This is a genomic window from Micromonospora sp. CNZ299 (assembly GCF_002754415.1).
Genome location: NZ_PEFG01000001.1, coordinates 6,338,073 through 6,363,015, shown reverse-complemented (window position 1 = coordinate 6,363,015; position 24,943 = coordinate 6,338,073). Strand labels below are relative to the sequence as shown.

Sequence of the window (24,943 nt, the reverse complement as noted above, 5' to 3'; positions counted from 1 at the left end):
CGGTCCCGACGGCCGCCCGGCACCCTCCACCACCGCCGTCCGTTACGGACGGCCCCGATCCCCGCACGGGCGTCCCCGCCCGGCGGTGACCGCCTGTGCGGTCCGCTCATTCCCGTCCCACCGCGGAAGGAAAAACCATGCTCAGGTACGGAAGAATCGGCGGGGGCCTCGTGGCCCTCGCGCTGCTGACCGGTCTCGTCGCCGCCACGCCAGCCTCCGCCGACCCGTCGGCCGCGCTCGCCGGCAACGTGCTGACCTACCCCACGGCCGGCGGCACCGCCGTCGCCGTCAACGACGTCATCCAGGCCAGCCTCAAGACCGGCACCAACGCCACCTTCTACAACTCCACCTCCGGCACCACCGGGATCAAGTGCGCCGCGTCCAGCTTCAGCGCCAAGGTGCTGACCAACCCGACCGCCCCGGGCACCGCCACCGAGAGCCTCACCGCCCAGAGCTTCGGCACCTGCACCACCAACGTGTTCGGCACCACCGGGGTGCAGAGCATCACCCTCAACAACCTCCCGTACGCCACCTCCGTCACCAGCGCCGGCGTCGTAAAGATCACCGGCACCACGGCGGCGCCGATCCAGAGCACCGTCGTGCTGAACTCGCTGCTCGGTACGGTCAACTGCGTCTACCGGACCAGCACCAACAGCCTCACCGGCGCGGCGGTCAACGCCACCAACTCCATCGTCTTCACCAACCAGCCGCTGACCAAGTTCTCCGGCTCGGCGCTCTGCTTCAACACCGCGTACTTCTCGGCGACCTACTCGCCGGTGCGCGACAGCACCAAGGGCAACGCCGCCGTCTACGTGAACTGACCACGGTCCACGGGGCCGGTGCGCGGCGACCCGCCGCGCGCCGGCCCTCCACGGCGGTCAGCCGGCGGTCAGCTCCTGGTGCAGGGCGCGCATCGAGCGGATCGCCGAGCGGATCTCCTGAAGGTAGCGGCCGGGGCTGAGCGTCGGCTCCGGCAGCCGATCAAGGTCGACCAGACCGGGGTCGACCCCAACCGTGTCGATGCCGCAGCCGTACGGCACGGCCAGGGTGCGCAGCGCGTCGCAGTGCTGGAACGGCACGTAGATCGGCGCGGTCACCAGCAGCACTGCGTCGTCGGGGGCGAGCCGGACGTGCCCGGCCCAGAACCGCTGGGTGTCCGCGGTGTGGGCGCGCCGTCGGTGCGGTTCGCTGGAGGGCGCGGCGAGCACCCGCACCGGTGGCAGACCCGCCGGGAGATAGGTGCGCGACGACCAGGAATGGTGCGGGTGATCCGCGTCGACCCCGTCCTCGACTGCCGGGGTGCTCACCCCGAACGCCAGCCGGACCGCCGCGTCCAGGGCGTCCACCTCGGTCACGCAGCCGGGCACCCCCGCCTCGGCCAACATTCGGTGTTCCCGGTCGGAGAGCGGTCGGAAGCTGCCCAGCACCGCCACTTCGCCGGTCACCCCCAGCCCGCCGTCCAGCAGGCGCGCGGCGTACGCGACGCGGCGCAGGCAGGCGTGCGCCAGACCGCCCAGCACCACCAGGTGGGCGTACGCGGGCCGGGCTGGTGGCACGGGTCGGACGAGCCCGAGCGCGGTGGCGGCGGCGTGCACCAGCTCGACGGTGCCCAAATCGAGATCCGGCTCCCGGGCGTCGGGCCTCTCCCGGCCACCCCGGAAGTCCCAGTGCGCGGCGGAGAAGTCGTCGAGGAACCGGAGCATGTCGGTGAGGTCACCGGCCGGCCACCTGCCGCCGAAGCGGTCGATCAGTTGGCGCAGCGGGTCGGCGCCCACCCATCCCTCGATCCCGTCGATCATCGCGGACGTGTCCGGGGCCCCGGCGGGCAGCGGAACGCCCGGCCCGATGAGCACAGGCCGGGTGCGCACCGGCCCTGACCGTGGCGGGTCGGGGAATTCGAGCACCGTCGGATCGTACCGATCGGAGCGCACGACCCGAGCCAGCCCGACCCGTCGGCCTGGGCGGTCGGAATCCTCGCTCCTGGGTGACCCGCACGCCCATGGGGAGGACGGCGTGCGCTTTCACCCGGGCAAGGTGGTCACCAGGCGAGGCCCCCGGTCGAGTGGCGGACGGGGTCAACCTCGGGTTCCCCACCCCGACCTGAGCAGTCGCAGCACGCCCGCCCCGGCCGCGTACGCCAGGAGCGCCGGGACGGGTGTGCCGAGCGGCTCCGGGGTGCGGGCCGCTGTCGCGCTGTTGATCAGCAGCCCGGCCAGCACGGCGGCGTAGCCGGCGACGGTCAACGTGGCCCGGGCCCGGCCGGCCCGCCCAGCGGTGCGGTGCCGGCCACTGCGCGCCTCCACCGGCCCGAAGATGACGACCAGCACCGACAGGACGACGGTGAGCAGCAGCAGCCAGGGCAGCCGCCACGTCCACCAACCGGCGGAGTCGACCGCCGGGGTGGGCAGCGTCCCGGTCGCGTCGAGCACCCCGATCAGCAGGATCACGGCGGTGAGGTGCCAGAGGAAGACGGTCAGCACCACCAGGTTGACCCCGATCACCACCTGCCAGGGGCGGGTCCGGTGCAGCAGTCGTTCCGCCGGGTTTCGGAGCAGCAGGATCAGGCCCAGCTGACCGGCGGCGACGGCCAGCAGCGCGACGCTGGGTGGCGAGGCGTTGTCGAGCCGTTCGCCGGGCACCTTGAGCATGGCCACCGGCCACGGGCCGAGCACGGTGAGCAGCACCAGCGCGCCCAGCCCGCCGACGAGGAACATCAGGCCGGCCCGGCGGGAGACGGGCAGTGTTCGGCGTACCTCCGGATGCTCGTGCGTCGACGGCCCGGCTGCGTCGGTGGACGGCGGCGCGGTCTGACCGGCGGCCGGCGGTGCGACGCGGTTGTCGTGCCAGGCGAAGCCGAGCTGGTGGACGGCCAGCCATCCGAAGAGGTAGTTGCCGTAGCTCCACTCCTCCGGCCCGGTCAGCCGGCCGAGATCGCCGAGGCCGACCAGGGCGACCAGCACCAGCGGGACAACCAGGCCGAAGCGGCGGTGCAGCGCGTACATCGGCGGGGTGAGCGCGACCACCGCCAGGTAGGCGACCAGGAACCACAGCGGGATGGTGGCGAACCAGAACACCTCGCGGATCCGGGTCGGGTCGGTGCCGACCAGCCAGGCGACCGCCGCCGCGGCGGTGAGGACCAGCAGCAGCACGCTGGTGGGGCGGACCAGCCGGGCGCTGCGGTCGAGCAGCCAGCCGGCGGCGTCGCCGCCGCGGGCCCGCAGCCTGGTCAGTGAGGCCGCGTTGGCATAGCCACCGACGAGGAAGAAGACTGGCATCACCTGGGCCAGCCAGGTCAACGGGTACGCCCACCGCAGATCGCCGAGCGCAGAGTGCCCGGTGGTCTGTCCGTCGGCGCCGCGCTCGATGACCGTGACGGCCCAGTGTCCGATAATGACCATGGCGATCGCGAGTGCGCGAAGCAGGTCGACGTACCGTTCCCGCTCGGCCGGGGTGCGCTCGGCCAGCTCGCGGAGACGGCGCATCGCCCCAGGCTAGGCGACCCGAACGCCGCCGGTGGCGATAACGGTTCGACCGTCAGGACTTGAAGTCCGGGGCTGGCTGTCGTAGAAATTCTTCAGTAACAGAGCATGAACTGAAGAGAATCAACGTGCCTCGCGCGGCGGCCGCCGTCCCCCTGACATCGGCGGTCCGCCCGACCCGACCCGAGGAGACTCGATGAACAGGCGTGACATTCTGCGGCGCACCGCTGCCGCCGGCCTGCTGGCCACCCCCGCCGCCGGTCTGCTGACCGGCTGCGCCACCGGAGGCGGTGGTGACAAGAAGGACACCAGCACCTACCAGGGCACCAAGAGCGCCCAGAACCCGCTCGGCGTGAAGGAGGACGCCCCACTCGAGGTGGTGATCTTCGGCGGCGGGTTCGGCGAGGAGTACGCCAAGGCCCACGAGGCCATGTACACCGAGAAGTACCCGAAGGCCAAGGTCAAGCACTCTGTCACGCAGGAGATCAGCAAGACCCTCCAGCCGCGTTTCGTCGACGGCACCCCGCCGGACGTGGTCAACAACTCCGGTGCGGGCCAGATCGACTTCAACGGTCTGGTCAGTCAGAACGCCATCGCCGACCTCGGCGAGCTGCTCGCCGCGCCGAGCCTCGACGTCCCCGGCAAGACGGTCCGGGACACCCTGCTGCCCGGCGCGGTCGAGGTCGGCTCGTACGACGGCAAGTTCCTGGTGCTCAACTACACGTACACCGCCTACGGCATCTGGCACTCCAGCAAGCTGTTCACCGAGCGCTCCTGGGAGTACGCGAAGACCTGGGACCAGCACATCGCGCTCTGCAAGGAGATCAAGGCCGCCGGCATCGCCCCGTGGACGTACGCCGGCCTGCACCCGCGCTACATGAGCTGGCCGGTGATCGCCACCGCGATCAAGCTCGGTGGCCCCTCGGTGGCGACCGCAATCGACAACCTGGAACCGAACGCGTGGAAGTCCGAGTCGATGCGGACCGCCGCGGACGCCTGGCACCAGATCGTCAAGGACAAGTACATCCTGGACGGCTCGTCCGGCCTGGATCACAAGCAGTCGCAGACCGCCTGGTGTCAGGGCAAGGCCGCCTTCATCTCCTGCGGCTCCTGGCTGGAGAGCGAGCAGAAGGACGTCACCCCGGCCGGGTTCAACATGACCATCGCGCCGACGCCGAGCCTGGGCAGCGGCGACAAACTGCCGTTCGAGGCGATCCGGGGCACCGCCGGTGAGCCGTTCATGGTGCCCGCCAAGGCCCGCAACCTCGCCGGCGGCCTGGAGTACTTCCGCACCATGCTCTCCAAGAAGGGCGCCCAGGACTTCACGAAGAAGGTCGCCAGCCTCACCGTGGTCGCCGGTGCCACCGAGGGCGTCGAGCTGCCGCACGGGCTGACCACCGTGGTCAAGGCACTCGACGCGTCCGGCGCCAACGGCTTCAACTGGGTCTACAACAACTTCTACCGCAAGTTGGAGCGCAACCTCGTCGACGCGGCCTGCGGCGAGTTCTTCAGCGGCCGGATCGGCCCCGCCGAGTTCCTCGACCAGTGTCAGAAGGGCGCCGACTCGATCGCCCAGGACAGCTCGATCAAGAAGTACAAGCGAGCGGCCTGACCGCCCGGGCCGGTGGGGGAGCTCTCCACCCCCACCGGCCGCACCCCCTTCGGAAAGGTCCCCTCGTGAGACATGGCAAGTGGCCGCTGATCGTCACGTTCCTGGTGCCGCCGGTGCTGCTGTACGTGTTCTTCGTCGTCTCGCCGTACCTGCAGGCGTTCCAGATCTCCACCACCGACTGGCTCGGCTACTCCGCCGACGCCAACCAGGTCGGCCTGGCGAACTTCAGGACCCTCTGGCACGACGACTACGTGTGGAACGCGCTGAAGAACAACGCGATCCTGCTGGGCCTGGTGCCGGTGCTGACCATCGTGCTCGGGCTCTTCTTCGCCAGCATGCTCGCCCTCGGCGGGCGCAAGGGCCGCGCCGGGGTGACCGGGGTACGCGGAGGGGCGCTCTACCGCACTGTGTACTTCTTCCCGCAGGTGCTCTCCGTGGTGATCATCGCGCTGCTCTGGAAAGAGGTGTACCACCCCAACCAGGGTCTGCTCAGCGGCGCCGTGCGCGCTGTCGGCCTGCCCGCGCCGACCTGGCTCGGCGACCCGGCGACAGCGTTCTGGTGCGTGCTGGCGGTGATGGTCTGGAGCAACGTCGGCTTCTACATCGTGCTGTTCGGGGCCGCCATGTCGGCAGTGCCGAAGGAGATCTACGAGGCCGTGCTGCTCGACGGCGCGTCCCGGTTCACCACCCTGCGCCGGGTCACGCTGCCGCTGCTCTGGGACACCATCCAGGTCGCCTGGGTCTACCTCGCCATCTTCGCCCTGGACGGGTTCATCCTCGTGCAGCTGATGACCAACGGCGGGCCGAACTTCTCCACCGACGTGATCGGCGTACGGATGTACGACACCGCCTTCGGCAGCGAGACCAAGTTCGGCTACGCCTCGGCGATCGGCGTGGTGATGTTCTTCCTGACCCTCACGGTGGCGGTGCTGTCGCTGCGGGTCGGCCGGCGCGAACGGATCGAGTACTCGTGACCACTCTGGATCAGCCCACCGTGAACGCCCCGACCCCGGTTGCCACACGGGACCGCCCGGTGCGGCGGGAACTCGGCCTGGCCAACGTCCTCTCGCACGGCTTCCTCTTCTTCTGGGGCCTGCTCACCGTACTGCCGCTGCTGTGGATGTTCATCAGCTCGTTCAAGACGAACGGTGAGATCCTGTCCGACCCCTGGGGTCTCCCCGGCGCGCTGCACTGGGACAACTGGGCGCGGGCCTGGACGGGCGCGCACATCGGCCGGTACTTCCTCAACAGCCTGGTGGTGGTGGCCGGCTCGGTCAGCCTCACCATGCTGATGGGCGCGACCGCCGCGTACGTCTTCGCGCGGTACGAGTTCCGCGGCCGTCAGGTCGTCTACTACCTGTTCGTCGGCGGCCTGATGTTCCCGGTGTTCCTCGCCCTGGTGCCGCTCTTCTTCGTGGTCCGCAACGCCGGCCTCTTCGGCACCTGGAAGGGTCTGATCCTGGTGTACGCGGCCTACTCGCTGCCGTTCACGGTGTTCTTCCTGACCGCGTTCTTCCGGACCCTGCCGACCACTGTGGCGGAGGCCGCGATGGTCGACGGCTGCGGTCACTTCCGGCTCTTCTTCCGGGTGATGCTGCCGATGGCGCGTCCGGGAATGATCAGTGTGGCGATCTTCAATTTCCTGACCCACTGGAATCAGTTCCTGTTGCCGCAGGTGCTGATGCAGGGCGACGACTCCAAGTGGATGCTGGCGCAGGGGTTGTTCGCGCTCTCGGTCAGCCAGGGGTATGCCGGCGACTACGCGCGGCTGTTCGCCGGGCTGAGCATCGCGGTGCTGCCGGTCCTCGCGATCTACGTGGCGTTCCAACGACAGGTGCAGGCCGGCCTAACCGCAGGCCAGCTCAAGTAGGCCCACACCCACCCGTCCCGTCCCGGCCCGTCCGCCCGCCCGCCCAGCCCAAGATCCGCGCAACTTCGGTGAAACTGCTGCCTCAGCGCGCCGTGAGGCAGCAACTTCACCGAAAGTGCGCGGATCTTGCGCGTGCGAGGGCGGGCGGGCGCACGCGCCGGGCGGGGCGGGGCGCGGGGGGTCAGGGGGCGGGGAAGAGGCGGGCGTGCAGGGCGGCCGGGTCGGTGACCTCGGGGAGGTCGCGGGCGGCGAGCCAGGCTGCGGCTGCGGCACCGTCACCGGCGGTCCGTAGCGGCGCGTCCGGCCACTGGCGGGCGATCTCCACCCGGACGGCGGCGGCGAGCGGAGTGTCGGCGGTGAGCAGCCCGCCGCCGAGGACGACCGGTGTCATCGCGCCGGCCGCGCGGATGCGGCCCACGCTCTCGGCCAGGCGGGCGGCGGCCTCGGTGATCAGCGCGGTGGCGACCGGCTCGCCGTGGGTGGCGGCGTCGACGACCAGCGGCGCGAGCCGGGCCAGCTCGACGGGGGCTCGTCGGGTCACGGCCTGGATCGTGGCGTCCACGGTGTCCCGTGGGTGGGGGGCGATCTCGGCGCTGCCCACCAGCTCGGTGAGCACCGCTGTGGCCAGCGTGCCGGGTGTACGCCCGGCGTCCAGGTCGGCGAGCAGCCGGCGGACCGCTTCGCGACCGAGCCAGAAGCCCGAGCCGGCGTCGCCGAGGAGCCAGCCGTGGCCGTCGGCGATCCGGTCGAGCCGCAGGTCGTGGACCTGCGCGGTGATCGCACCGGTGCCGGCGATGAGCACGGTGCCGTCCGGGGCGGCGGTGCCGGAGGCGTACGCGACCAGGGCGTCGCCGTGCACCGCGTACGGGCAGCGCAGGCCCGCGTCCTGCCAGGCCTGGTCGAAGGCGGCCCGTCCGGCCGGGTCGGCGAGCAGTCGGCCGGCGCCGGCCAGGCCGATGGTGCCGGCGACGACCCGCGCCGGGTCGACGTCGCTGAGCGCCTCGCGGAGCGCGGTCAGCAGCTCGACGGCGGCACGTTCCGCACCGTGACTGGTGGGGTTGCCGCCGCCGGCGCGACCGGTGCCGAGGCGTTGCCCGGTGAGGGTCAGGACGGTCGCCCGGGTGGACGTACCGCCGATGTCGAGACCGACCACGGCGGTGTCGAGCTTCGGCACGGGTCTCCTTGCGCTGAACGGCGATCGGGACTGTTCATGCTGGTCGGCGACGTCGTGGAGGGCAACTCCTGGCGGGCGCGGCGGCCTGTGCGCCAGGTAACAGTTTGAAAACTTCGCCCACGGTCTTGACATAGACAGGCGTTTAGTAAGAAATTTTACCACTAACAGTTAACAGTCCTTCGAAAATGCGAGGCGTCGATGGTTGATCAAGAGGTGGACACCGCTGCGGGGACCGCGGTGGTCGACGCCGATGCGATCGACCGGCGCAACTCCCTCGGATCGACCTCCGACGGGGTTCTGGCCCGGGTCCGCAACGGGCTCGCGGAACTGACCGGCGCCCTGCGCCGCGTCGCCGAGCACGTGCTGAGCGACCCGGAGGCCGCCGCCCGCTCCACAATCGTCGAGCTGGCCGAGCGGAGCGGCACCTCACCCGCGACCATCACCCGCTTCTGCCGGGCGATGGGCTTCGAGGGATACGCCGACCTGCGGCTGGGCATCGCCTCCGAAACCGGCCGGGCACGCTCGGCCGGCTGGACCATCGACATCGGACGCGAGATCCAGCCGGGCGACCCGCTCGCCCGGGTGCTCGACCAGATCATGGCCGCCGACACCCGGGCCATGCACGACACGGCCACCCTTCTCGACCTCGCCGAGGTCGAGCGGGCCGCGGTGGCGATCGCCGGCGCCAACCGGGTGAACATCTTCGGCGCCAGCGGTAGCGCCCTGGTCGGTGAGGAGATGCAGTTCAGCCTGCACCGCATCGGGGTTGCCGCGTGGGCGTGGAACGACGTGCACGAAGGGCTGGCCAGCGCCGCGCTGCTGCGCGCCGGGGACGTGGCACTGGGCATCTCGCACACCGGGCAGACCCGCGAGACGATCGAGATGCTCGCCGAGGCGGGCAGCCGGGGTGCCACCACCGTCGCGCTCACCGGCTTTCCCCGTTCCCCGTTGGCCGAGCTGGCCGACATCGTGCTGCTCACGGCCAGCCAGGCGACCACCTTCCGGCCGGACGCGCTCTCCGCGCGGCACCCCCAGCTCGTGGTGCTCGACCTGCTCTACATCGCCGTCGCCCAACGCACGCACGACCGCGCGCACGCGGCCTTCCGGCGCACCGCGCAGGCCGTCGACGGGCACAAGTCGGCGAAGGGATCCCTGTCATGATCAGCGCCCAGGGGTACGCCGACGCCGTCCGCCCCGTGCTCGACCGGCTGCTCGACTCGGAGGCCGACGGAATCACCCGGGCCGCCGACCTGATCGCCGAGAGCCTGCGCGGCGGCGGAGTGCTCCAGGCGTTCGGCGCAGGGCACTCCGAGGCGTTCGCCGCCGAGCTGGTGGCCCGGGCCGGTGGGCTGGTCCCCACCAACCGGCTCTCGGTACGGGACCTGGTGATGCACGGCGACGCCCCGCGCGACGTGCTCGCCGACCCCAAACTGGAACGCGACCCCTCAATCGCCCACCAGATCTACGCGCTCGCGGCACCGCAGCCGCGCGACGTGTTCGTGGTGGCGTCCCAGTCCGGCATCAACGGCTCGGTGGTCGAGCTGGCGGCGCTGGTCACCGAGCGCGGTCACCCGTTGATCGCGGTCACCTCGGTCGAGCACACCGCGCGGGTCGCCCCACGGCACCCGTCCGGGCATCGGCTCGCCGACCTCGCCGACGTCGTGCTGGACAACGGCGCGCCGTACGGCGATGCACTGCTGCCGCTCGAGGGCGGCGGCGCGGTCTGTGCGGTCTCCTCGGTCACCACGGCGCTGCTGGCGCAGCTGCTGACCGCGGAAGTCGTACGACGGTTCCACCAGGCAGGGGAGGTACCCCCTATCTACCTCTCCGCCAACGTCCCCGGCGGGGACGAGCACAACCTCGCCCTCGAGTCGCGGTACGCCGGGCGCCTCCGGCGCACGGCATGACCCGAATTTCACAAGGAGACACGACGATGTCGTTTACCCCCGAACACCCGGCAGCACTCGACCGTCGCACGGTTCTGCGTCGCGCCGCCGCCGTGGGCATGCTCGCCACTCCGGCCATCGGCCTGCTTGGCGCCTGCGCCACCAGCGGCAGCGACAACGACAACGAGCAGGCCGCCGGCGGCACCAAGAGCGCCACCAACCCGCTGGGCGTCAAGGAGGACGCGCCGATCGAGGTGATCATCTTCAACGGCGGCTACGGTGAGAAGTACGCCACCGACGTGCACGAGCCGCTGTACAAGAAGGCGTTCCCCAAGGCGGAGGTCAAGCACCAGGCCACCCAGGCCGTCTCCACTGTGCTCCAGCCGCGGTTCGCCTCCGGCAACCCGCCGGAGTTCGTGAACAACTCGGGCGAGAAGCTGATGGACTTCGGCGCGCTGGTCGCCGACGGTCAGCTCCAGGACCTCACCGAGCTGTGGGACGCCCCGTCGGTCGACGACGCATCCAAGAAGGTCCGCGACACCGTGGTGCCGGGCACCATCGAGGCGGGCTCGTTCAACGGCAAGCCGTATGTCCTGTACTACGTCTCCACCGTCTTCGGCATCTGGTACTCGGCCAAGCTGTTCAAGGACAACGGCTGGGCGCCGGCGAAGACGTGGGACGACTTCATCACCCTGCTCACCGCCATCAAGGCCAAGGGCATCACCCCGTACGGCTACGCCGGGGCGAACGCGGCCTACTACCAGTGGAACGTGATCCTCACCCAGGCCGCGAAGATCGGTGGCGTCGACGTTCTCAAGAACATCGACAACCTGGAGGATGGCGCCTGGAAGCAGGACGCGATCAAGCAGGCGGCCACGGCGTGGGCCGAGGTCGGCGCGAAGTTCAGCGACAAGAGCTTCGAGGGGCTCAAGCACACCGACGTGCAGCTGCGGCAGAACCAGTACAAGGTGGCCCTCTACCCCAGCGGTGACTGGCTGGAGGGCGAGCAGAAGAAGGACACCCCGCCCGGCTTCGACTACCAGCTCATGCCGGTGCCGAGCCTGACCGCGTCGGACAAGATGCCGGCCACGGCGCTGCGCGCCACCGCCGGTGAGGGCTACTTCGTCTCGGCGAAGAGCAAGAACCCCAAGGGCGGCCTGGAGTACATGCGCCAGATGCTGTCCAACGCGGGCGCGAAGGGCTTCACCGAGGTGGTCAAGGCCCCGACCGTGGTCACCGCCGGCTCGGAGGGCTTCGCCTTCCCGCCCGGTGTGGCCAGCTCGCAGGCCGCGCTGAAGGCCGCTGGCCAGGACGTGTTCAACCTGTACTTCGACGGCTGGTACAAGGAGCTCGACACGGAGGCGCGGACCGCCACCAACGAGCTGATGTTCGGCCGGATCAACGCGGACGCCTTCGTGGAGCGGATCCAGAAGCGCGCCGACGCGATCAAGAAGGACAGCTCCGTCACCAAGTTCAAGCGCTGATCGATCGGAGCTAGGGTCATGCGGCACGGCAAGTATCCATTCGTGATCGGGTTCCTGTTCGCCCCGGTCGCGCTGTACGTGACATTCGTGATCTGGCCATACGCGCAGGCGTTCCAGATCTCGATGACCAACTGGCGAGGGCTGTCCGCCCCGCAGTGGGTGGGGTTCGACAACTACCGGAGGCTGCTCGACGATGGGGCCTTCTGGAAGGCGGTCCAGCACCACGGCGTACTGCTGCTTGCCCTGCCGCTGATCACCGTTGCCATCGCCCTGTTCTTCGCCTTCCTGCTGAACGTGGGCGGCAAGAGCAGCGGCGGGCAACGCCAGGGGGTCTGGGGGGCGAAGTTCTACCGGGTGGTGTTCTTCTTCCCCCAGGTCCTCGCGGTGGCCATCATCGCGGTGCTGTTCCAGATGGTGTACCGACCGAACGAGTCCGGCCTGATCAACGGCGTGCTGATGGAGTTCGGCCTGGAGCCGATCCTCTTCCTGGTCAAGCCGAACCTGGCCCTCTGGTCGATCATCGCGGTCCTCGTCTGGCAGGCCGTCGGCTTCTACGTGGTGCTCTTCTCGGCCGGGATGGCCTCCATCCCGGGTGAGATCTACGAGGCCGCGGAGATGGACGGGGCGACCAAGGTGACCCTGTTCTTCCGGGTCACCCTGCCGCTGCTGTGGGACACCCTCCAGGTGGCCTGGGTGTACCTCGGCATCGCGGCGTTCGACGCGTTCGCCATCGTGGCGGTGCTCTCGGTGGACGGCGGTGGTCCGGACGGCGCCACCACCGTGCTGGCTATGGAGATCTACCGCAACGCGTTCGTCTACTCGAAGTACGGCTACGCCTCGGCGATGGGCGTGGCGCTGTTCTTCCTCACCCTCACGTTCGCGGCGCTGACGCTGCGGCTCACCAAGCGGGAAAGCGTGGAGTACTGATGAATCCGCAGTCGACGCTGCCGCCGACCCCGGCGGCGCTACCGCCGAAGACCGGTGATCCGTCCGACCCCGCCGGGCCGGGGCGTAAGGGCCCCCGCTCGGAGGTACGGCTCTTCGCCGGCCTGGGGCACATCGCGCTCGCCGTCTGGGCGGTGATCGTGATCGTGCCGATCCTCTGGACCTTCCTCGCCGCGTTCAAGAACACGAGCGAGATCTTCAGCAGCCCGTGGACGCTCCCGGCCGAGCTTCGCTGGGAGAACTTCGGGCGGGCCTGGACCAAGGCGAACGTCGGCCGGTACTTCCTGAACAGCGTCATCGTGGTCTCGTGCAGCACGTTCCTCACCATGCTGCTCGGCTCGATGGCCGCGTACGTGCTGGCTCGCTACAAGTTCTGGGGCAACCGGGCGGTCTACTACCTCTTCGTCTCCGGGTTGGCATTCCCGGTCTTCCTGGCCCTGGTGCCGCTCTTCTTCGTGGTGAAGAACCTGGGCCTGCTGGACACCCACACCGGTGTGGTGCTGGTCTACACCGCGTACTCGTTGCCGTTCACGGTGTTCTTCCTGGCCGCGTTCTTCAAGACGCTGCCGTCGTCGGTGGCCGAGGCGGGCATGATCGACGGTTGTGGGCACAGCCGACTGTTCTTCCAGGTCATGATGCCGATGGCGAAGCCCGGTCTGATCAGTGTCGCGATCTTCAACATCATCGGTCAGTGGGCGCAGTATCAACTTCCGCTGGTGCTGCTCTCCAACGCCAAGGACAAGTGGGTGCTCACCCAGGGCATCGCCGACATCTCGGTCAACGCAGGCTACGAGGCGGACTGGTCCGGGTTGTTCGCCGCGCTGACCATCGCCATCCTTCCGATGATCATCGTGTACGCGGTCTTCCAACGCCAGATCCAGGCCGGTCTCACCTCCGGCGCGGTGAAGTAGCCGGTCACCGCAGTCGCTCGTCGGCCTGCGTGTGCCAGGAGCGCCACAGGTCCGCGTACGCCCCGTCGGCAGCCACGAGATCATCGTGGCTGCCGATCTCGGTGATCCGGCCGTCGGCCAGCACGGCCACCCGGTCGGCGTCGTGCGCGGTGTTGAGTCGGTGCGCGATCGCGATGACGGTCCGTCCGGCCAGCACGGCGGCCAACGCCCGCTCGGTCCGACGGGCGGTGCTCGGATCGAGCGCGGCGGTCGCCTCGTCCAGGATCAGCGTGTGCGGGTCGGCGAGCACCAACCGGGCCAGCGCGAGCTGCTGGGCCTCTGCGGCGCCGAGCTGCCGGGCGCCGTCGCCGATCGCGGTGTCCAACCCCGCCGGCAGGTCGTCGTACCAGTCCGCGCCCACGGTGACCAGCGCGGCCCGCATCTGCTCGTCCGACGCGTCCGGCGCGGCGAACGAGAGGTTGTCCCGCACCGAGCCGATGAAGACGTGGTGCTCCTGGGTGACCAGGGCGATGCGGCGGCGCCGCTCGGAGGGGTCGAGGTCGGTGATCGGGCAGCCACCGATGCTCACGACGCCCTGCCGTGGCGCGTCGATCCCGGCCAGCAGCCGGGCCAGGGTGGACTTGCCGGCGCCCGACGGACCGACGACGGCAAGCCGCTCACCGGGCTGCACCTCCAGGTCGATGCCGTGCAGCACGTCCGGGCCGCCGAAGTAGGAGAACCGCGCCCCGCGTACGACGAGCCGCTCTCCCCGCGACGTGGCCGTCCGGCCCGTCGGTTCCGCCGGGACCATGCCGACGCCGAGGACCCGGGCGTACGACGCGAAACCGCGCTGCGCCTGCTCAGTCCACTGCAACAGCCGGTCCAACGGTTCGATCGCCTGTTGCAGGTAGAGCGCGGCGGCGACCACCGCGCCGAGCGTGACCATGTCCCTGGAGAACAGGTAACCGCCGACGAGCAGGACCAGGGCGACCGGCAGCGGATAGCTGGCCTCGACGATCGAGAAGAACACCGTCCGCAGCGCGAGGGTCGCCCGCCGGGCCCGCCACACCTGGGTGATGCGACCGGTGCCGTGCCGGATCCGGTCGTCGGCCAGTCGCAGCGCCTCCACGGTGCGGGCACCCTCGGCGGTGGTGGTCAGAGTCTCGGTCAGCTCGGCTGCGGCGGCGCCCTCGGTGAGGTACGCGGAGCTGGCCCGGCGCAGGTACCAGCGGGTCACCGTCACGATCGACGGGAGCCCGGCCAGCGCTGCCAGCCCGAGCAGTGGATGCAGCAGGAAGACCGCCCCGAACAGCAACGTCAACTGCACCCCGGCGATGACGATGGTGGGCACCACGTCCCGGACGGTGGTGCCGACCGTCGCCACGTCGACCGAGCTGCGGGTGGCCAGGTCCCCGGAGCCGGCGCGCTCGACGACCGAGACCGGCAGCCCGAGAGTCCGGGAGACGAACTCCTCGCGCAGCTCGGCGACGGCCCGTTCACCGAAGCGGTGACCGGCGTACTGGGCGTATCGGGAGAGCAACGCGCTGACCAGGACGCAACCGGCGATGGCCAGCGCCAGCCGGTCCACAGTGGCGACTCCCGCGCCCGCGGTGACCCGGTCGACGATGGTGCCCAGCAGCCACGGCGGGGCGAGCCCGGCGACCGCGGCGGCGCTGTGCAGCGCCAGCACGATCCCGACCGCGCGGCGGTGCCGGCCGATCATGTCCCGCAACGCCTGGCGTACGGTGCGGCGGTCGGCCACCGGAAGCCGGTTCACCGGTACGCCTCCTCGGCGTCGGCGGCCTCGATGTCGGGATCGTCGCCGCCACGGGCCACCAGGTGCCGGTAGCCGGCGTCGGAGTCGAGCAGGTCGGTGTGGCTGCCGGTGGCGGTGATCCGGCCGCCGCCCAGGTGTGCGACCAGGTCGGCCCGGCCCAGCAGCAGCGGCGACGTGGCGATCACCACTGTCGTCCGCCCGGCCCGCGCGGCCCGCAGCCGTTCGGCGATCCGCGCCTCGGTGTGCGCGTCCACCGCCGAGGTCGGGTCGACGAGGATGAGCACCTCCGGCTCGGCGAGGAGCGCCCGGGCCAGGCGTACCCGTTGGCGCTGACCACCGGAGAGCGTCCGGGCCCGGGCGTCGATCGGGGTGTCCAGACCGGCGGGCAGCGCGTCGACGACGTCCTCGGCGGAGGCGGCCCGCAGGGCCGCGCCGATCCGGTGGTCGTCGTCGTCGGCCAGGGGGCGCAGGATGTCGCGCAGTGTCCCGGCGAAGAGGTACGAGTCGTGGTCGGCGACCATGATCCGGGAACGGACCTTGTCCAGGGCGACCCCGGTCAGCGGCACACCGCCCCAGGTGGTGTCGCTGACGACGTACCGGCCGAGCCGGTCGGCCAGCGCCAGCCCTTCCGCCGGATCGTCGGCGGCCACGCCGGTCAGCCAGCCCGCGCGTACGGTCAGCCCGGTCAGCGGGTCGTGCAGGTCGGCAGGACTGGCCGGCGCGGCCGGGGCTCCCGGTCGGCGAGGGTCGGGCACCGAGCCCGACCACCGACGACCCGGACCACCGACGTCGTCCGAGGTCACGTTGAGCAGGTCGGCGATCCGTCGGGCGGCGACCCGTCCCCGGATCAGCTGGTGACTGCCCTCCAGCAGGAACCAGACCGGCACGATCAGGGTCGCCACGTAGCCGTAGACGGCAACCAGTTCGCCGATCGTGACGTCACCGGTCACCGCCATCCGCGCCGTCAGCCACACCACCGCCGCCAGGAACAGCCCCGGGATGGCGACGGTCGCCGCGTCGATCCAGCTGTAGACCGCGCCCACCCGGTAGCCCTCGGCGCGCAGCTCCTGGGACCTGGCCGCGTACCGTCGGGCGAACAGGTCCCGGCCGCCCACCCCGGCGAGCACCCGCAGGCCGGCCACGATGTCGCCGGACCGGGCGGTGAGGGCTCCCTGCTGTTTGCGGTAGACCGACTCGGCCCGCTCCAGGCGGCGCAGCAGGGGCCCGACGACCAGCCCGACCACCGGCACTCCGACCAGCACGCAGAGCGCGAGCATCGGGGAGATCGACCAGAGCACCACGGCGATGACCCCGTACGCGACGACCGCCCCGACGCCCGGCCCGGTCAGCGTCAGCACCTGCGCCGTCCAGTCGATGTCGGAGCCACCGATGGTGGACACCTCGCCCGCGGCGACCCGGCGCGGCAGCACGGCGCCGATCCGGGACAGGTGGCGCAGCAGGACCTCCGCCGAGCGGGCCTTGGCGTCCTCCCGGATGAAGGTCATCGTGCGGTGTCGCATGATGCCCAGGTAGGACAGGCCCAGTCCCGCGACGACGATCGCCACGACCCAGAGCGCCAGGGCGTGCATGTCGCGGGCGCGCAACCCGTCGTCGACGGCGCGGGCGATGAGGTAGGGCCGAGCCGAGAGGCCCATCATCCAGGCCGTGCCGAACAGGCTGCCGCGCAGCACCCGCCAGGGTTGGCGGCGGGTGAGCCACCACAGGTATCGCATCGGTCCGCGGGTGTCCGGAGTGCCAGGATCGGGATGAGGGATCTGCGGCGGCACCAGGTCACGCTACCGAGCGCCCCCGACACCCCACCGTCCCGAAACGGGTGAGGTGCGCCTCCGTTTCTGTCGGACGGGGGAGGCAGAATCACGTTCGTGCTGGTGGCGGTGGTGTCCGACGAGCGGGGTGGGGGAGTGCTGTGCCCGCTGGATGCCGTCGGTCGACCGGCCGGCCCGGCCGAGGCCGTCACCGACCTGGTCGCCGCGGTCGCCGCGCGGGAGGCCGCCGAGCATCCGCGCTGGGTGTGGTCCGGCGCCGCGTCCGTCTATCCGACGCTGCTGCGCGCCGGCGTCCGGGTCGATCGCTGTCACGACGTGGAGTTGACCGAGGCGTTGCTGCTGGGGCACGCGGGCCGCTGGGGCGAGCCGCGCTCGTTGGCCGCGGCCTGGGCCCGGCTGACCGGCGCGGCGGTGCCGCCCGACCCACCGCCGCGCGCCGCCGCGCCGCCCGGGCACGGCCAGGGCGCGCTCTTCGACACCCTGCCCGGCCCGTCGGGCCCGGGCATCGAGGCACTGACCCAGGTGTACGCCGACCAGCTCGCCCGCATCGCGACGACCGAGCACCCGGGCCGGTTCCGGTTGCTGGTGGCCGCCGAGTCCGCCGGCGCGCTGATCGCGGTGGAGATGGGCACGGCCGGGCTGCCCTGGCGGGCCGATGTGCACGACGAGATCCTGCACGAGCTGCTCGGCGAGGCGTCCCCGGTCGGTGGCCCGCCGCGACGGCTCGCCGAGCTGGCCGCTCAGATCGCCGGCGCGCTCGGCGTACGCCGCCTGCACGCCGACTCCCCGGCGGAGCTGCTGAAGGCCTTCGCCCGGGTCGGCGTGGAGCTGCCCAACACCCGGGCCTGGGTGTTGCGCGGGGTGGACCACCCGGCGGTGCCGCTGGTGCTGGAATACAAGGAGCTCTACCGGATCTGGACGGCTCACGGCTGGGCCTGGCGCGAGCAGTGGGTGCAGGGCGGCCGGTTCCAGTCGGAGTACGTGCCGGGTGGGGTCGTCTCCGGCCGTTGGGCCACTCGGGGCGGTGGCGCGTTGCAGATCCCGAAGGTGATTCGGCGGGCGGTGGTGGCCGATCCGGGCTGGCGGCTGGTGGTCGCCGACGCCGGCCAGTTGGAGCCTCGGGTGCTCGCGGCGGTGTCCGGCGACGCGCGACTGGCAGCGGCGGGCGGGGCTGGCGACCTCTATGCCGCGCTGGCGCGTGACTCGTTCGGCGGTGACCGGGCCAAGGCCAAGGTGGCCCTGCTCGGGGCGATGTACGGGCAGACCGGCGGGGCGGCGGTGCCCGCGTTGGCAGTGTTGAAGCGCAGCTACCCGACGGCGTTCGCCTATGTGGAGTCGGCGGCGCGCACCGGTGAGGCGGGCGGGCTGGTGCGCTCGTGGCTGGGGCGCACGTGCCCGCCGGGTTCGGCCGGGTTCGGTGATCCCGACGACGTCCCATCCGATCCGGAGGAGGCGGCCGACCCGCGCGGTCCCCGGGCCCGTGCCGCCCGGTCCCGAGGTCGCTTCACCCGCAACTTCGTCATCCAGGCCACCGCCGCGGAGTGGGCCTCCACGTTGCTGGCCACGCTGCGGACGGAGTTGTCCGGCACGGACGCCGAGTTGGTCTTCTTCCAGCACGACGAGGTGGTCGTGCATGCTCCCGCTGATCAGGCGGCTGCGGTCGCCGAGGCGGTCACCCGGTCCGGTGAGCGGGCCTCCGCGCTGCTCTTCGGTGCGACGCCGGTGCGGTTTCCGCTCGACCTGTCCATCGTCGACTGCTACGCCGACGCGGCCTGACCGACGGAGTGTCCGTGCCGGCAGGTGCCGGGCGTGTAACGGTTGTGCTATTTCTCCTTTTCGCCCCGCCACCCTCGGCTGGCCGTCCTCGTTGCAGTGTCCGTAGGAAGGGACGGGCCGGTCACGGTCGGTCCCGTGCTGGAGGGGGCGCAGCTGAACCGGATCGCAGGAATGATCATCGCGGCGGGTGGTGGACGACGGATCGGTGGTCCCGAGGCACTGCTGCACCAGGGTGACAAGCCCCTGGTCAATCAGATGATCGACACGATGACCGAGGCGGGCTGCGAGCAGATCGTGGTCGTGTTGGGTGCCGCCGCGGAACAGGTCCAGGAGACCGCCGACCTGGGCAAGGCCACCGTTGTGATCAACAAGGCGTGGGGCACCGGGGTCGGTTCGTCCATCCGGGCTGGCCTGGCCGCCATGGACGACGAGGGGATCGAGGCGGTGGTGGTGGTCCCGGTCGACATGCCGGGTCTGACCGTCACGGCGGTCAGCCGGGTGGCCGCGCTGCCGTACCCGGACGTGCTGGTCTGCGCCACCTACGACGGGTTGCGCGGCTACCCGATGCTCTTCGGCCGTCGGCACTGGCCCGGCATCGCCACCCTCGCCAGCGCGGACGTGGGCGCCCGACCGTACCTGCTGGCGCACAAGGACCAGATCGTCGACATCGCCTGCGACTCGGTGGCGGACGGCAGTCGGGCCGACACCCCCGAGCTGATGGAGCTGTACGGGCTCACCGTGCCGCCGCAGCGGGTCGGGGTCTGAGGCGGACTGAGTATCCGTACGGATGTGCCGGGCCGTCCACTGGCGATACTCGTTGCATGCGTCGACTCACCACCGCCCTGCTGTGTCTGGCCGTGCTCGTCGGCTGCGCCAGGCCGGGCGACGCGCCCGTGCAGGCCGGCCCAGCCGCAGACACCGGTTGGGCCACCTACCAGACTGATGTCACGGCCGTCCGGGCCGGCGCGGATCCGCGCTCGCTCGTGCTGACCGTGGCGCTGCTGGGTGACGCGGATGGTTGCTCCCGGAATCCGCGAATCACCTACTTCACCGAGGAGAACAACCGCATCTACGCCAACGTGGTGCAGGATTCGCGCCTGTCCGGGGTGGTCGGGGCCTGTCCCACCCACACGCCGGGCGAGGTGACGTTGACAGCGCCAGGGCCGATTGCCGGCCGGACCGTCGTGCTCAACGAGCAGCCGTGGAAGCCCGACGGTGCGGAGTACCAGCGCTGCGACCCGACGTTCGGTTGTGGTCCGATGCCGAAGGACCACTGTGACCAGGCGTGGGTCGGCGTCGTGGTCCGCGGCATGGACGTGTCCCGGCACTCGACCGGATCGGTCGAGGGCTGCGACGGCACCTGGCTGGTCATGACGGTGCCGTTTGATCCGGTGCCCTGCGGTGCCGAGGCGCGGCCCGGCTGCGACGCGTCGGTCAACGTGCGCCGCTACTTTCTGCGGTGGGCCGGCCAGGGCGGTTGGGAAACGATCGCCAACTCGACGGAGGCCGGCTGCGGACGTGTCCGCACCACCGAGCCGGCCTTCCCGAGGAAGCTCTGCGCCGACCTGCCCCGGCCGTGACCGGCGAAAAGGCGCCTTCCCGACGGTTCCGGGTCGAGCCGACGGTCCAGGAGGCGTTGCGTCGGGCTTCCCGGAATGCGTGATGCCTGTGAGTCATCAGGATGACTCACAGGCATCACGGTCGTCAGGACATGGCCGCAAGCTCGGTGCGCGCGTGGCGGGGTACTTCAGTCCTGCGCCGAGTCCAGCTTTCCGGTGGCGGCCAGGCGCTGGTACCAGTGGGCGCTGTCCTTCCAGGTGCGGACCTGGGTGTCGTAGTCGACCCGGATGATGCCGAAGCGGCGGTCGTAGCCGTAGCCCCACTCGAAGTTGTCCAGCAGCGACCAGACGAAGTAACCGCGAACGTCGGCGCCCTGTTCGCGGGCGTCGGCCATCGCGCCGATGTGCCGACGCAGGTAGTCGATCCGCCGGTCGTCGTGGATCCGCCCGTCGGCCTCCACCACGTCGTCGAACGCCGCGCCGTTCTCGGTGATCATCATCGGCTGGTTGGGGTATTCGCGGTGCAGGCGCAGCAGCAGTTCGGTCAGGGCCGGCGGGTCGATGTTCCACCCCATCGCCGTGTACGGGCCGGGCTGCGGCAGGAAGTCGACGTTGTCCGCGGCGACCCACGGCGTCGACGTCGACGCACCGTGCCCGTCGGCGTCGGAGCGGGGCGACACCCCGTCCCAGGCCCGGACCAGGGTGCTGGAGTAGTAGTTGACCCCGAGCACGTCCAGCGGCACCGCGATCAGCTTCTCGTCGCCTTCGCGGACGAACGACCAGTCGGTGACCGACGCGGTGTCGGCCAGCAGGTCGGCCGGGTACGCGCCGTCGAGCATCGGGCCGAGGAACGCCCGGTTGGCCAACGCGTCGATCCGCCGTACCGCGTCGGAATCCTCGTCGGAGTCGGACGCCCCCCGGATGACGTGCAGGTTGAGCGTCACCGACAGCTCGGCGGCCGGGGCCAGCTCCCGGACCACCCGGCCCGCCAGACCGTGCGCGAGGTTGAGGTGGTGCACTGCGGCCAGCGCCGCCGCCGGCTCGGTCCGACCCGGCGCGTGCACTCCGGAGGCGTAGCCCAGGTAGGCCGAGCACCAGGGCTCGTTGAGTGTCGTCCAGGTGTGCACCCGGTCGCCCAGCGCACCGACGATGCCCGCCGCGTACTCCTGGAAGCGCAGCGCGGTCTCCCGCGTCGCCCAGCCGCCGGCGTCCTCCAGCTCCTGCGGCAGGTCCCAGTGGTACATCGTCGCCACCGGGCGGACGCCCCGCTCCAGCAGCCCGTCGACCAGCCGCGAGTAGAAGTCGATGCCCGCCTGGTTGAACCGGCCCGAGCCACCGGGCTGCACCCGTGGCCAGGAGATGGAGAACCGGTACGCGCTGAGGCCCAGGTCGGCGATGTGTCCGAGGTCGTCGGCCCACCGGTGGTAGTGGTCGGCGGCCACGTCGCCGGTGTCGCCGTTGAGCGTACGACCGGGTGTGTGGCTGTAGGTGTCCCAGATTGACGGCCCTCGCCCGTCCTCGGTGGCCGCGCCCTCGATCTGGTACGCGGCCGTCGCCGAACCCCAGACGAAGCTCTCCGGGAAGTGGTGTCGCGTCATCGTTCAGTCCCCTGGATCTCGCAGATGTAGCCCGTCGAGGTGCCGGCGACCAGTGCGGCACTGGCCGTTCCGTCCTCGTAGCGCACGTCGAACTCGGCGCCCGGCCCGTCCCCGGGTGACGGTACCCGTACGCGGGTCCGCTGCCCCTCGGCCGGTGCGTACAGCCGCAGGCGCACATCGTCGGCCCACTCGTAGTCCGGTCGGTCGTCACGGGAGCCGAACGGGATGACCGCGCCGGGCCGGGCCAGCACCGGCAGGCTGTCGAACCCGTGCTTCTCGGTGACCCACGCCGGGCCGGTGACCTGCGCGCCGCTGACCAGGTGTGTCCAGGTGCCGGCGGGCACGTAGTAGGTGACGTCACCGTCGGCGCTGAACACCGGGGCGACCAGCACGTCCGGGCCGAGCATGTACTGCCGGTCCAGGTGCGTCGTGGCGGGGTCGTCCGGGAACTCCACGACCATCGGCCGCATCATCGGCGTCCCGTCGCGGTGCGCCTCCTGGGCGGCGGCCGCCAGGTACGGCATCAGGCGGAGCTTGAGCTGGGTGAAGTGCCGCAGCACGTCGACGGCCTCGTCGTCGAACGCCCACGGCACCCGGTACGACCCTGAGCCGTGCAACCGGGAGTGCGAGGAGAGCAGACCGAACGCGACCCACCGCTTGAACACCACCGGGTCGGGAGTGCCCTCGAAGCCGCCGATGTCGTGGCTCCAGTAGCCGAAGCCGGAAGCGGCAAGGGACAGCCCTCCGCGCAGCGACTCGGCCATCGCGGCGAACGTCGACTCGCAGTCACCGCCCCAGTGCACCGGGAACTGCTGCCCGCCGGTGGTGGCCGAGCGGGCGAACAGGACCGCGTCGCCCTTGCCCCGCTCGGCCTCCAGCAGCTCGAAGACCGCCTTGTTGTAGAGGTACGAGTAGTAGTTGTGCATCCGCTGCGGATCCGAACCGTCGTGCCACACCACGTCGGTCGGGATGCGCTCACCGAAGTCGGTCTTGAAACAGTCGACGCCCATGTCGAGCAGCGCCTTGAGCTTGCCGGTGAACCAGCGGACCGCGTCCGGGTTGGTGAAGTCGACAAGCGCCATGCCGGCCTGCCACTTGTCCCACTGCCAGACCGAACCGTCGGGGTTGCGCACCAGGTAACCGGCCTCGCGGCCCTCCTCGAAGAGGTACGAACGCTGCGCGATGTACGGGTTGATCCAGACGCACACCTTCAGGTCGCGCTCGTGCAGCCGACGCAGCATCCCCTCCGGGTCGGGGAAGGTCTCCGGGTCCCACACGAAGTCGACCCAGTGGAACTGGCGCATCCAGAAGCAGTCGAAGTGGAACACCGACAGCGGCAGCCCGCGCTCGGCCATCCCGTCGACGAACTCGGTGACGGTCTTCTCGTCGTACGCCGTGGTGAACGACGTGGACAGCCACAACCCGTACGACCAGGCGGGGATCCGGGCCGGTCGGCCGGTGAGCGCGGTGTAGCGGCGCAGCACGTCCTTCGGGTTGGGCCCGTCGATGACGTGGTAGGTGAGCGACTGCCCTCCGACGCTGAACTGGGTCTGCGTGACGACCTCGGAGCCGACCTCGAACGACACGTGCTCCGGGTGGTCCACGAACACGCCGTAACCGGCGCTGCTGAGATAGAACGGCACGTTCTTGTACGCCTGCTCACTGGCGGTGCCACCATCGGCGTTCCAGATGTCGACGGTCTGCCCGTTCTTCACGAACGGACCGAAGCGCTCGCCCAACCCGTACACCGTCTCGCCGACCCCCAGCGCGAGCCGTTCGTGCACGTGCCGGCGGCCCTCGGCGTCGGTGACGACGCCGATGCTGCGCCCGGTGGACGCGGTGACCAGCCGGTCGCCGTGCAGGAAGTCGACCCGCCACCCGTCGACGAGCGCGACCCGCGCGGTCAGCTCACCGGTGGTCAGCGTCGCGCTGATCCCGGTGACGTCGACGGTGACCGGGTGCGTGTCGCCGGTGCTCAGCCCGAAGTGCGGCTCGCGGGGCAGCCCGCCGGTGTGGTGGGCGATGGTCACCCCGATCACGCCGGGGGCGGGGGAGAAGAACCGGACGGTGACCAGGGGCCGGTTGAGGGTGTCGCCGCGTCCGTTGATCTGACCGGTCGGTGCGAAGACGGTGAAGCCACGCTCGTCCGGCTCGACCGACTCCACGACGCCGGGACGCAGGACGCTGACGCCGGGGCGCAGCTGCCAGTACCCGTCGGTGAACTTCACTTCTCGGCTCCTGCCGTGATGCCGCGCGCCAGGGTGCGCTGGAAGATGAGGAAGAAGAGGATGGCCGGCACGAGGCTGATCAGTGCGCCGGCGTTGGTGGTCGGAGCGTCCATCAGCCGGTCGCCCTGCAACGACGCGAGCGCGACCGGGATGGTCTGCGTCTGGTTGTCGATCAGCATGACCAACGGGATGAGGAACTCGTTCCAGGTCCAGATGAAGAAGAAGATGAGCAGCACCGCGAGGGTGGGCCGCAGGTTGGGGAAGACCACCCGCCACAGCACCGTCCACTTGCCGGCGCCGTCCAGCGCGGCGGCCTCCAGCAGTGAGCGCGGGAACGTGCCCATCACCGAGGCGAGCAGGTAGGTGCCGAACGCGCTCTGGATGACGGTGAAGATGATGATCACCGCGAGTCGGGTGTTGTAGAGCCCGACCTCCTTGGCCACGTAGTACAGCGGGTAGATCAGGGCCTCCTGCGGCAGCATGTTGGCCAGCAGGAACAACCCGACGATCCAGAGCCGACCACGGACCCGACCGATGCCCAGGGCGTACGCGTTGAGCAGTGACACGGCGACGCCGAGCACCGCCACCGAACCGGCGATGAGTGCCGAGTTCCAGAGCTTGAGCGGGAAGTTCACCTCGGTCCAGTACGTGCGCAGACCCTTGGTGTAGAACTCGCTCGGCCAGCTCAGCGGCCCGCCCGACGAGTAGTCACCGGGCGACTTGAAGGCGTTGAGCAGCATGAACGCGAACGGCACCAGCATGACCAGCGCGCCGAGGATGACCAGGGCGAGCACCACCCAGCGGCTGACGCCCCGGTGGTGGCGGTCGGGTACGGGCCGGCGGACCGGCGCGGGGGCTCCAGTGATCGTCACGGCCAT

At 70.7% G+C, this 24,943-nt stretch carries 20 protein-coding genes; 12 read left to right on the top strand and 8 right to left on the bottom strand.

All coding sequences use genetic code 11. The features are described from left to right. The first annotated feature begins 137 nt into the window (after nucleotides 1-137). On the top strand, nucleotides 138-821 hold the full coding sequence (locus CLT68_RS28680) for a Tat pathway signal sequence domain protein (RefSeq protein ID WP_099855651.1): 684 nt from the start codon (nucleotides 138-140) through the stop codon (nucleotides 819-821). 57 nt (nucleotides 822-878) lie between these two features. Here the strand turns inward: CLT68_RS28680 and CLT68_RS28675 are convergent, their stop codons facing one another. Both CLT68_RS28675 and CLT68_RS28670 read right to left on the bottom strand, forming a co-directional pair. Continuing rightward, entirely contained in the window at nucleotides 879-1,868 is a 990-nt protein-coding gene (locus CLT68_RS28675) for a hypothetical protein (protein ID WP_486482365.1), read from the bottom strand. Between the two features lie 207 nt (nucleotides 1,869-2,075). After that, complete coding sequence (locus CLT68_RS28670) at nucleotides 2,076-3,482, bottom strand: acyltransferase family protein (RefSeq protein ID WP_099855649.1); 1,407 nt, start codon at nucleotides 3,480-3,482, stop codon at nucleotides 2,076-2,078. Nucleotides 3,483-3,675: 193 nt separating this feature from the next. On the opposite strand from CLT68_RS28670, the gene ngcE (CLT68_RS28665) reads away from it, so the two are divergent. From ngcE (CLT68_RS28665) to CLT68_RS28655, 3 genes are all read left to right on the top strand, one after another. Continuing rightward, on the top strand, nucleotides 3,676-5,091 hold the full coding sequence (gene ngcE, locus CLT68_RS28665) for an N-acetylglucosamine/diacetylchitobiose ABC transporter substrate-binding protein (protein ID WP_099855647.1): 1,416 nt from the start codon (nucleotides 3,676-3,678) through the stop codon (nucleotides 5,089-5,091). Between the two features lie 65 nt (nucleotides 5,092-5,156). Continuing rightward, the gene (locus CLT68_RS28660; RefSeq protein WP_099855645.1) at nucleotides 5,157-6,065 is read left to right on the top strand and encodes a carbohydrate ABC transporter permease; all 909 of its coding nucleotides are present in this window, start codon (nucleotides 5,157-5,159) and stop codon (nucleotides 6,063-6,065) included. After that, nucleotides 6,062-6,961, top strand: a complete 900-nt coding sequence (locus CLT68_RS28655; RefSeq protein WP_099855643.1) for a carbohydrate ABC transporter permease — start codon at nucleotides 6,062-6,064, stop codon at nucleotides 6,959-6,961. The genes CLT68_RS28660 and CLT68_RS28655 overlap by 4 nt, the downstream gene beginning before the upstream one ends. Nucleotides 6,962-7,142: 181 nt before the next feature. Here the strand turns inward: CLT68_RS28655 and CLT68_RS28650 are convergent, their stop codons facing one another. Beyond that, nucleotides 7,143-8,135: an N-acetylglucosamine kinase gene (locus CLT68_RS28650; RefSeq protein WP_486482364.1), complete on the bottom strand. Its 993-nt coding sequence runs from the start codon at nucleotides 8,133-8,135 to the stop codon at nucleotides 7,143-7,145. A 198-nt stretch (nucleotides 8,136-8,333) separates the two neighbouring features. Here CLT68_RS28650 and CLT68_RS28645 point away from each other — a divergent pair, with 198 nt between their 5' ends. From CLT68_RS28645 to CLT68_RS28625, 5 genes are read left to right on the top strand one after another with little or no spacing between them, the layout of a single operon-like run. Further along, on the top strand, nucleotides 8,334-9,296 hold the full coding sequence (locus CLT68_RS28645; RefSeq protein ID WP_099855639.1) for a MurR/RpiR family transcriptional regulator: 963 nt from the start codon (nucleotides 8,334-8,336) through the stop codon (nucleotides 9,294-9,296). Next, on the top strand, nucleotides 9,293-10,042 hold the full coding sequence (locus CLT68_RS28640; protein WP_099855637.1) for a sugar isomerase domain-containing protein: 750 nt from the start codon (nucleotides 9,293-9,295) through the stop codon (nucleotides 10,040-10,042). The genes CLT68_RS28645 and CLT68_RS28640 overlap by 4 nt, the downstream gene beginning before the upstream one ends. Before the next feature lie 26 nt (nucleotides 10,043-10,068). Then, complete coding sequence (gene ngcE / locus CLT68_RS28635) at nucleotides 10,069-11,505, top strand: N-acetylglucosamine/diacetylchitobiose ABC transporter substrate-binding protein (protein ID WP_099855635.1); 1,437 nt, start codon at nucleotides 10,069-10,071, stop codon at nucleotides 11,503-11,505. A gap of 18 nt (nucleotides 11,506-11,523) precedes the next feature. Beyond that, nucleotides 11,524-12,432 (top strand): carbohydrate ABC transporter permease, encoded by a 909-nt coding sequence (locus tag CLT68_RS28630; RefSeq protein WP_099855633.1) that lies wholly within the window; start codon nucleotides 11,524-11,526, stop codon nucleotides 12,430-12,432. After that, nucleotides 12,432-13,361, top strand: coding sequence for a carbohydrate ABC transporter permease (locus CLT68_RS28625; protein WP_088949148.1), 930 nt, complete (start codon nucleotides 12,432-12,434; stop codon nucleotides 13,359-13,361). Before CLT68_RS28630 ends, CLT68_RS28625 begins: the two co-directional genes overlap by 1 nt. A gap of 4 nt (nucleotides 13,362-13,365) precedes the next feature. Here the strand turns inward: CLT68_RS28625 and CLT68_RS28620 are convergent, their stop codons facing one another. Together CLT68_RS28620 and CLT68_RS28615 are read right to left on the bottom strand one after the other, a co-directional pair. After that, nucleotides 13,366-15,063: an ABC transporter ATP-binding protein gene (locus CLT68_RS28620; protein WP_486482466.1), complete on the bottom strand. Its 1,698-nt coding sequence runs from the start codon at nucleotides 15,061-15,063 to the stop codon at nucleotides 13,366-13,368. Between the two features lie 50 nt (nucleotides 15,064-15,113). Continuing rightward, nucleotides 15,114-16,850, bottom strand: coding sequence for an ABC transporter transmembrane domain-containing protein (locus CLT68_RS28615; protein ID WP_486482363.1), 1,737 nt, complete (start codon nucleotides 16,848-16,850; stop codon nucleotides 15,114-15,116). A 150-nt stretch (nucleotides 16,851-17,000) separates the two neighbouring features. Between CLT68_RS28615 and CLT68_RS28610 the strand changes: the two genes are divergently transcribed. From CLT68_RS28610 to CLT68_RS28600, 3 genes are all read left to right on the top strand, one after another. Beyond that, nucleotides 17,001-18,680, top strand: a complete 1,680-nt coding sequence (locus tag CLT68_RS28610; RefSeq protein WP_486482362.1) for a bifunctional 3'-5' exonuclease/DNA polymerase — start codon at nucleotides 17,001-17,003, stop codon at nucleotides 18,678-18,680. Between the two features lie 171 nt (nucleotides 18,681-18,851). Beyond that, nucleotides 18,852-19,445, top strand: a complete 594-nt coding sequence (locus tag CLT68_RS28605) for a nucleotidyltransferase family protein (protein ID WP_088951889.1) — start codon at nucleotides 18,852-18,854, stop codon at nucleotides 19,443-19,445. 56 nt (nucleotides 19,446-19,501) lie between these two features. After that, entirely contained in the window at nucleotides 19,502-20,260 is a 759-nt protein-coding gene (locus CLT68_RS28600; protein WP_099855626.1) for a hypothetical protein, read from the top strand. 167 nt (nucleotides 20,261-20,427) lie between these two features. Here the strand turns inward: CLT68_RS28600 and CLT68_RS28595 are convergent, their stop codons facing one another. Genes CLT68_RS28595 through CLT68_RS28585 form a run of 3 tightly spaced genes read right to left on the bottom strand, consistent with a single transcriptional unit; the run spans nucleotide 20,428 to nucleotide 24,943 of the window. Continuing rightward, nucleotides 20,428-21,837, bottom strand: coding sequence for a GH1 family beta-glucosidase (locus CLT68_RS28595; protein ID WP_099855625.1), 1,410 nt, complete (start codon nucleotides 21,835-21,837; stop codon nucleotides 20,428-20,430). Further along, a complete protein-coding gene (gene yicI / locus CLT68_RS28590; RefSeq protein ID WP_099855623.1) occupies nucleotides 21,834-24,065 on the bottom strand; it encodes an alpha-xylosidase in 2,232 nt (743 codons plus the stop codon). Before yicI ends, CLT68_RS28595 begins: the two co-directional genes overlap by 4 nt. Further along, complete coding sequence (locus tag CLT68_RS28585; RefSeq protein ID WP_088949141.1) at nucleotides 24,062-24,943, bottom strand: carbohydrate ABC transporter permease; 882 nt, start codon at nucleotides 24,941-24,943, stop codon at nucleotides 24,062-24,064. The genes yicI and CLT68_RS28585 overlap by 4 nt, the downstream gene beginning before the upstream one ends.

Bases quoted from the DNA above. Each gene is read 5' to 3' on its own strand.
- CLT68_RS28640 (WP_099855637.1), top strand. From the start codon at position 9,293: ATGATCAGCGCCCAGGGGTACGCCGACGCCGTCCGCCCCGTGCTCGAC.
- CLT68_RS28585 (WP_088949141.1), bottom strand. From the start codon at position 24,943: ATGGCCGTGACGATCACTGGAGCCCCCGCGCCGGTCCGCCGGCCCGTA.
- CLT68_RS28605 (WP_088951889.1), top strand. From the start codon at position 18,852: ATGATCATCGCGGCGGGTGGTGGACGACGGATCGGTGGTCCCGAGGCA.
- CLT68_RS28680 (WP_099855651.1), top strand. From the start codon at position 138: ATGCTCAGGTACGGAAGAATCGGCGGGGGCCTCGTGGCCCTCGCGCTG.
- CLT68_RS28620 (WP_486482466.1), bottom strand. From the start codon at position 15,063: ATGATCGGCCGGCACCGCCGCGCGGTCGGGATCGTGCTGGCGCTGCAC.
- CLT68_RS28625 (WP_088949148.1), top strand. From the start codon at position 12,432: ATGAATCCGCAGTCGACGCTGCCGCCGACCCCGGCGGCGCTACCGCCG.
- CLT68_RS28645 (WP_099855639.1), top strand. From the start codon at position 8,334: ATGGTTGATCAAGAGGTGGACACCGCTGCGGGGACCGCGGTGGTCGAC.
- CLT68_RS28595 (WP_099855625.1), bottom strand. From the start codon at position 21,837: ATGACGCGACACCACTTCCCGGAGAGCTTCGTCTGGGGTTCGGCGACG.
- CLT68_RS28670 (WP_099855649.1), bottom strand. From the start codon at position 3,482: ATGCGCCGTCTCCGCGAGCTGGCCGAGCGCACCCCGGCCGAGCGGGAA.
- CLT68_RS28600 (WP_099855626.1), top strand. From the start codon at position 19,502: ATGCGTCGACTCACCACCGCCCTGCTGTGTCTGGCCGTGCTCGTCGGC.
- ngcE (WP_099855635.1), top strand. From the start codon at position 10,069: ATGTCGTTTACCCCCGAACACCCGGCAGCACTCGACCGTCGCACGGTT.
- CLT68_RS28630 (WP_099855633.1), top strand. From the start codon at position 11,524: ATGCGGCACGGCAAGTATCCATTCGTGATCGGGTTCCTGTTCGCCCCG.
- ngcE (WP_099855647.1), top strand. From the start codon at position 3,676: ATGAACAGGCGTGACATTCTGCGGCGCACCGCTGCCGCCGGCCTGCTG.
- CLT68_RS28615 (WP_486482363.1), bottom strand. From the start codon at position 16,850: ATGCGATACCTGTGGTGGCTCACCCGCCGCCAACCCTGGCGGGTGCTG.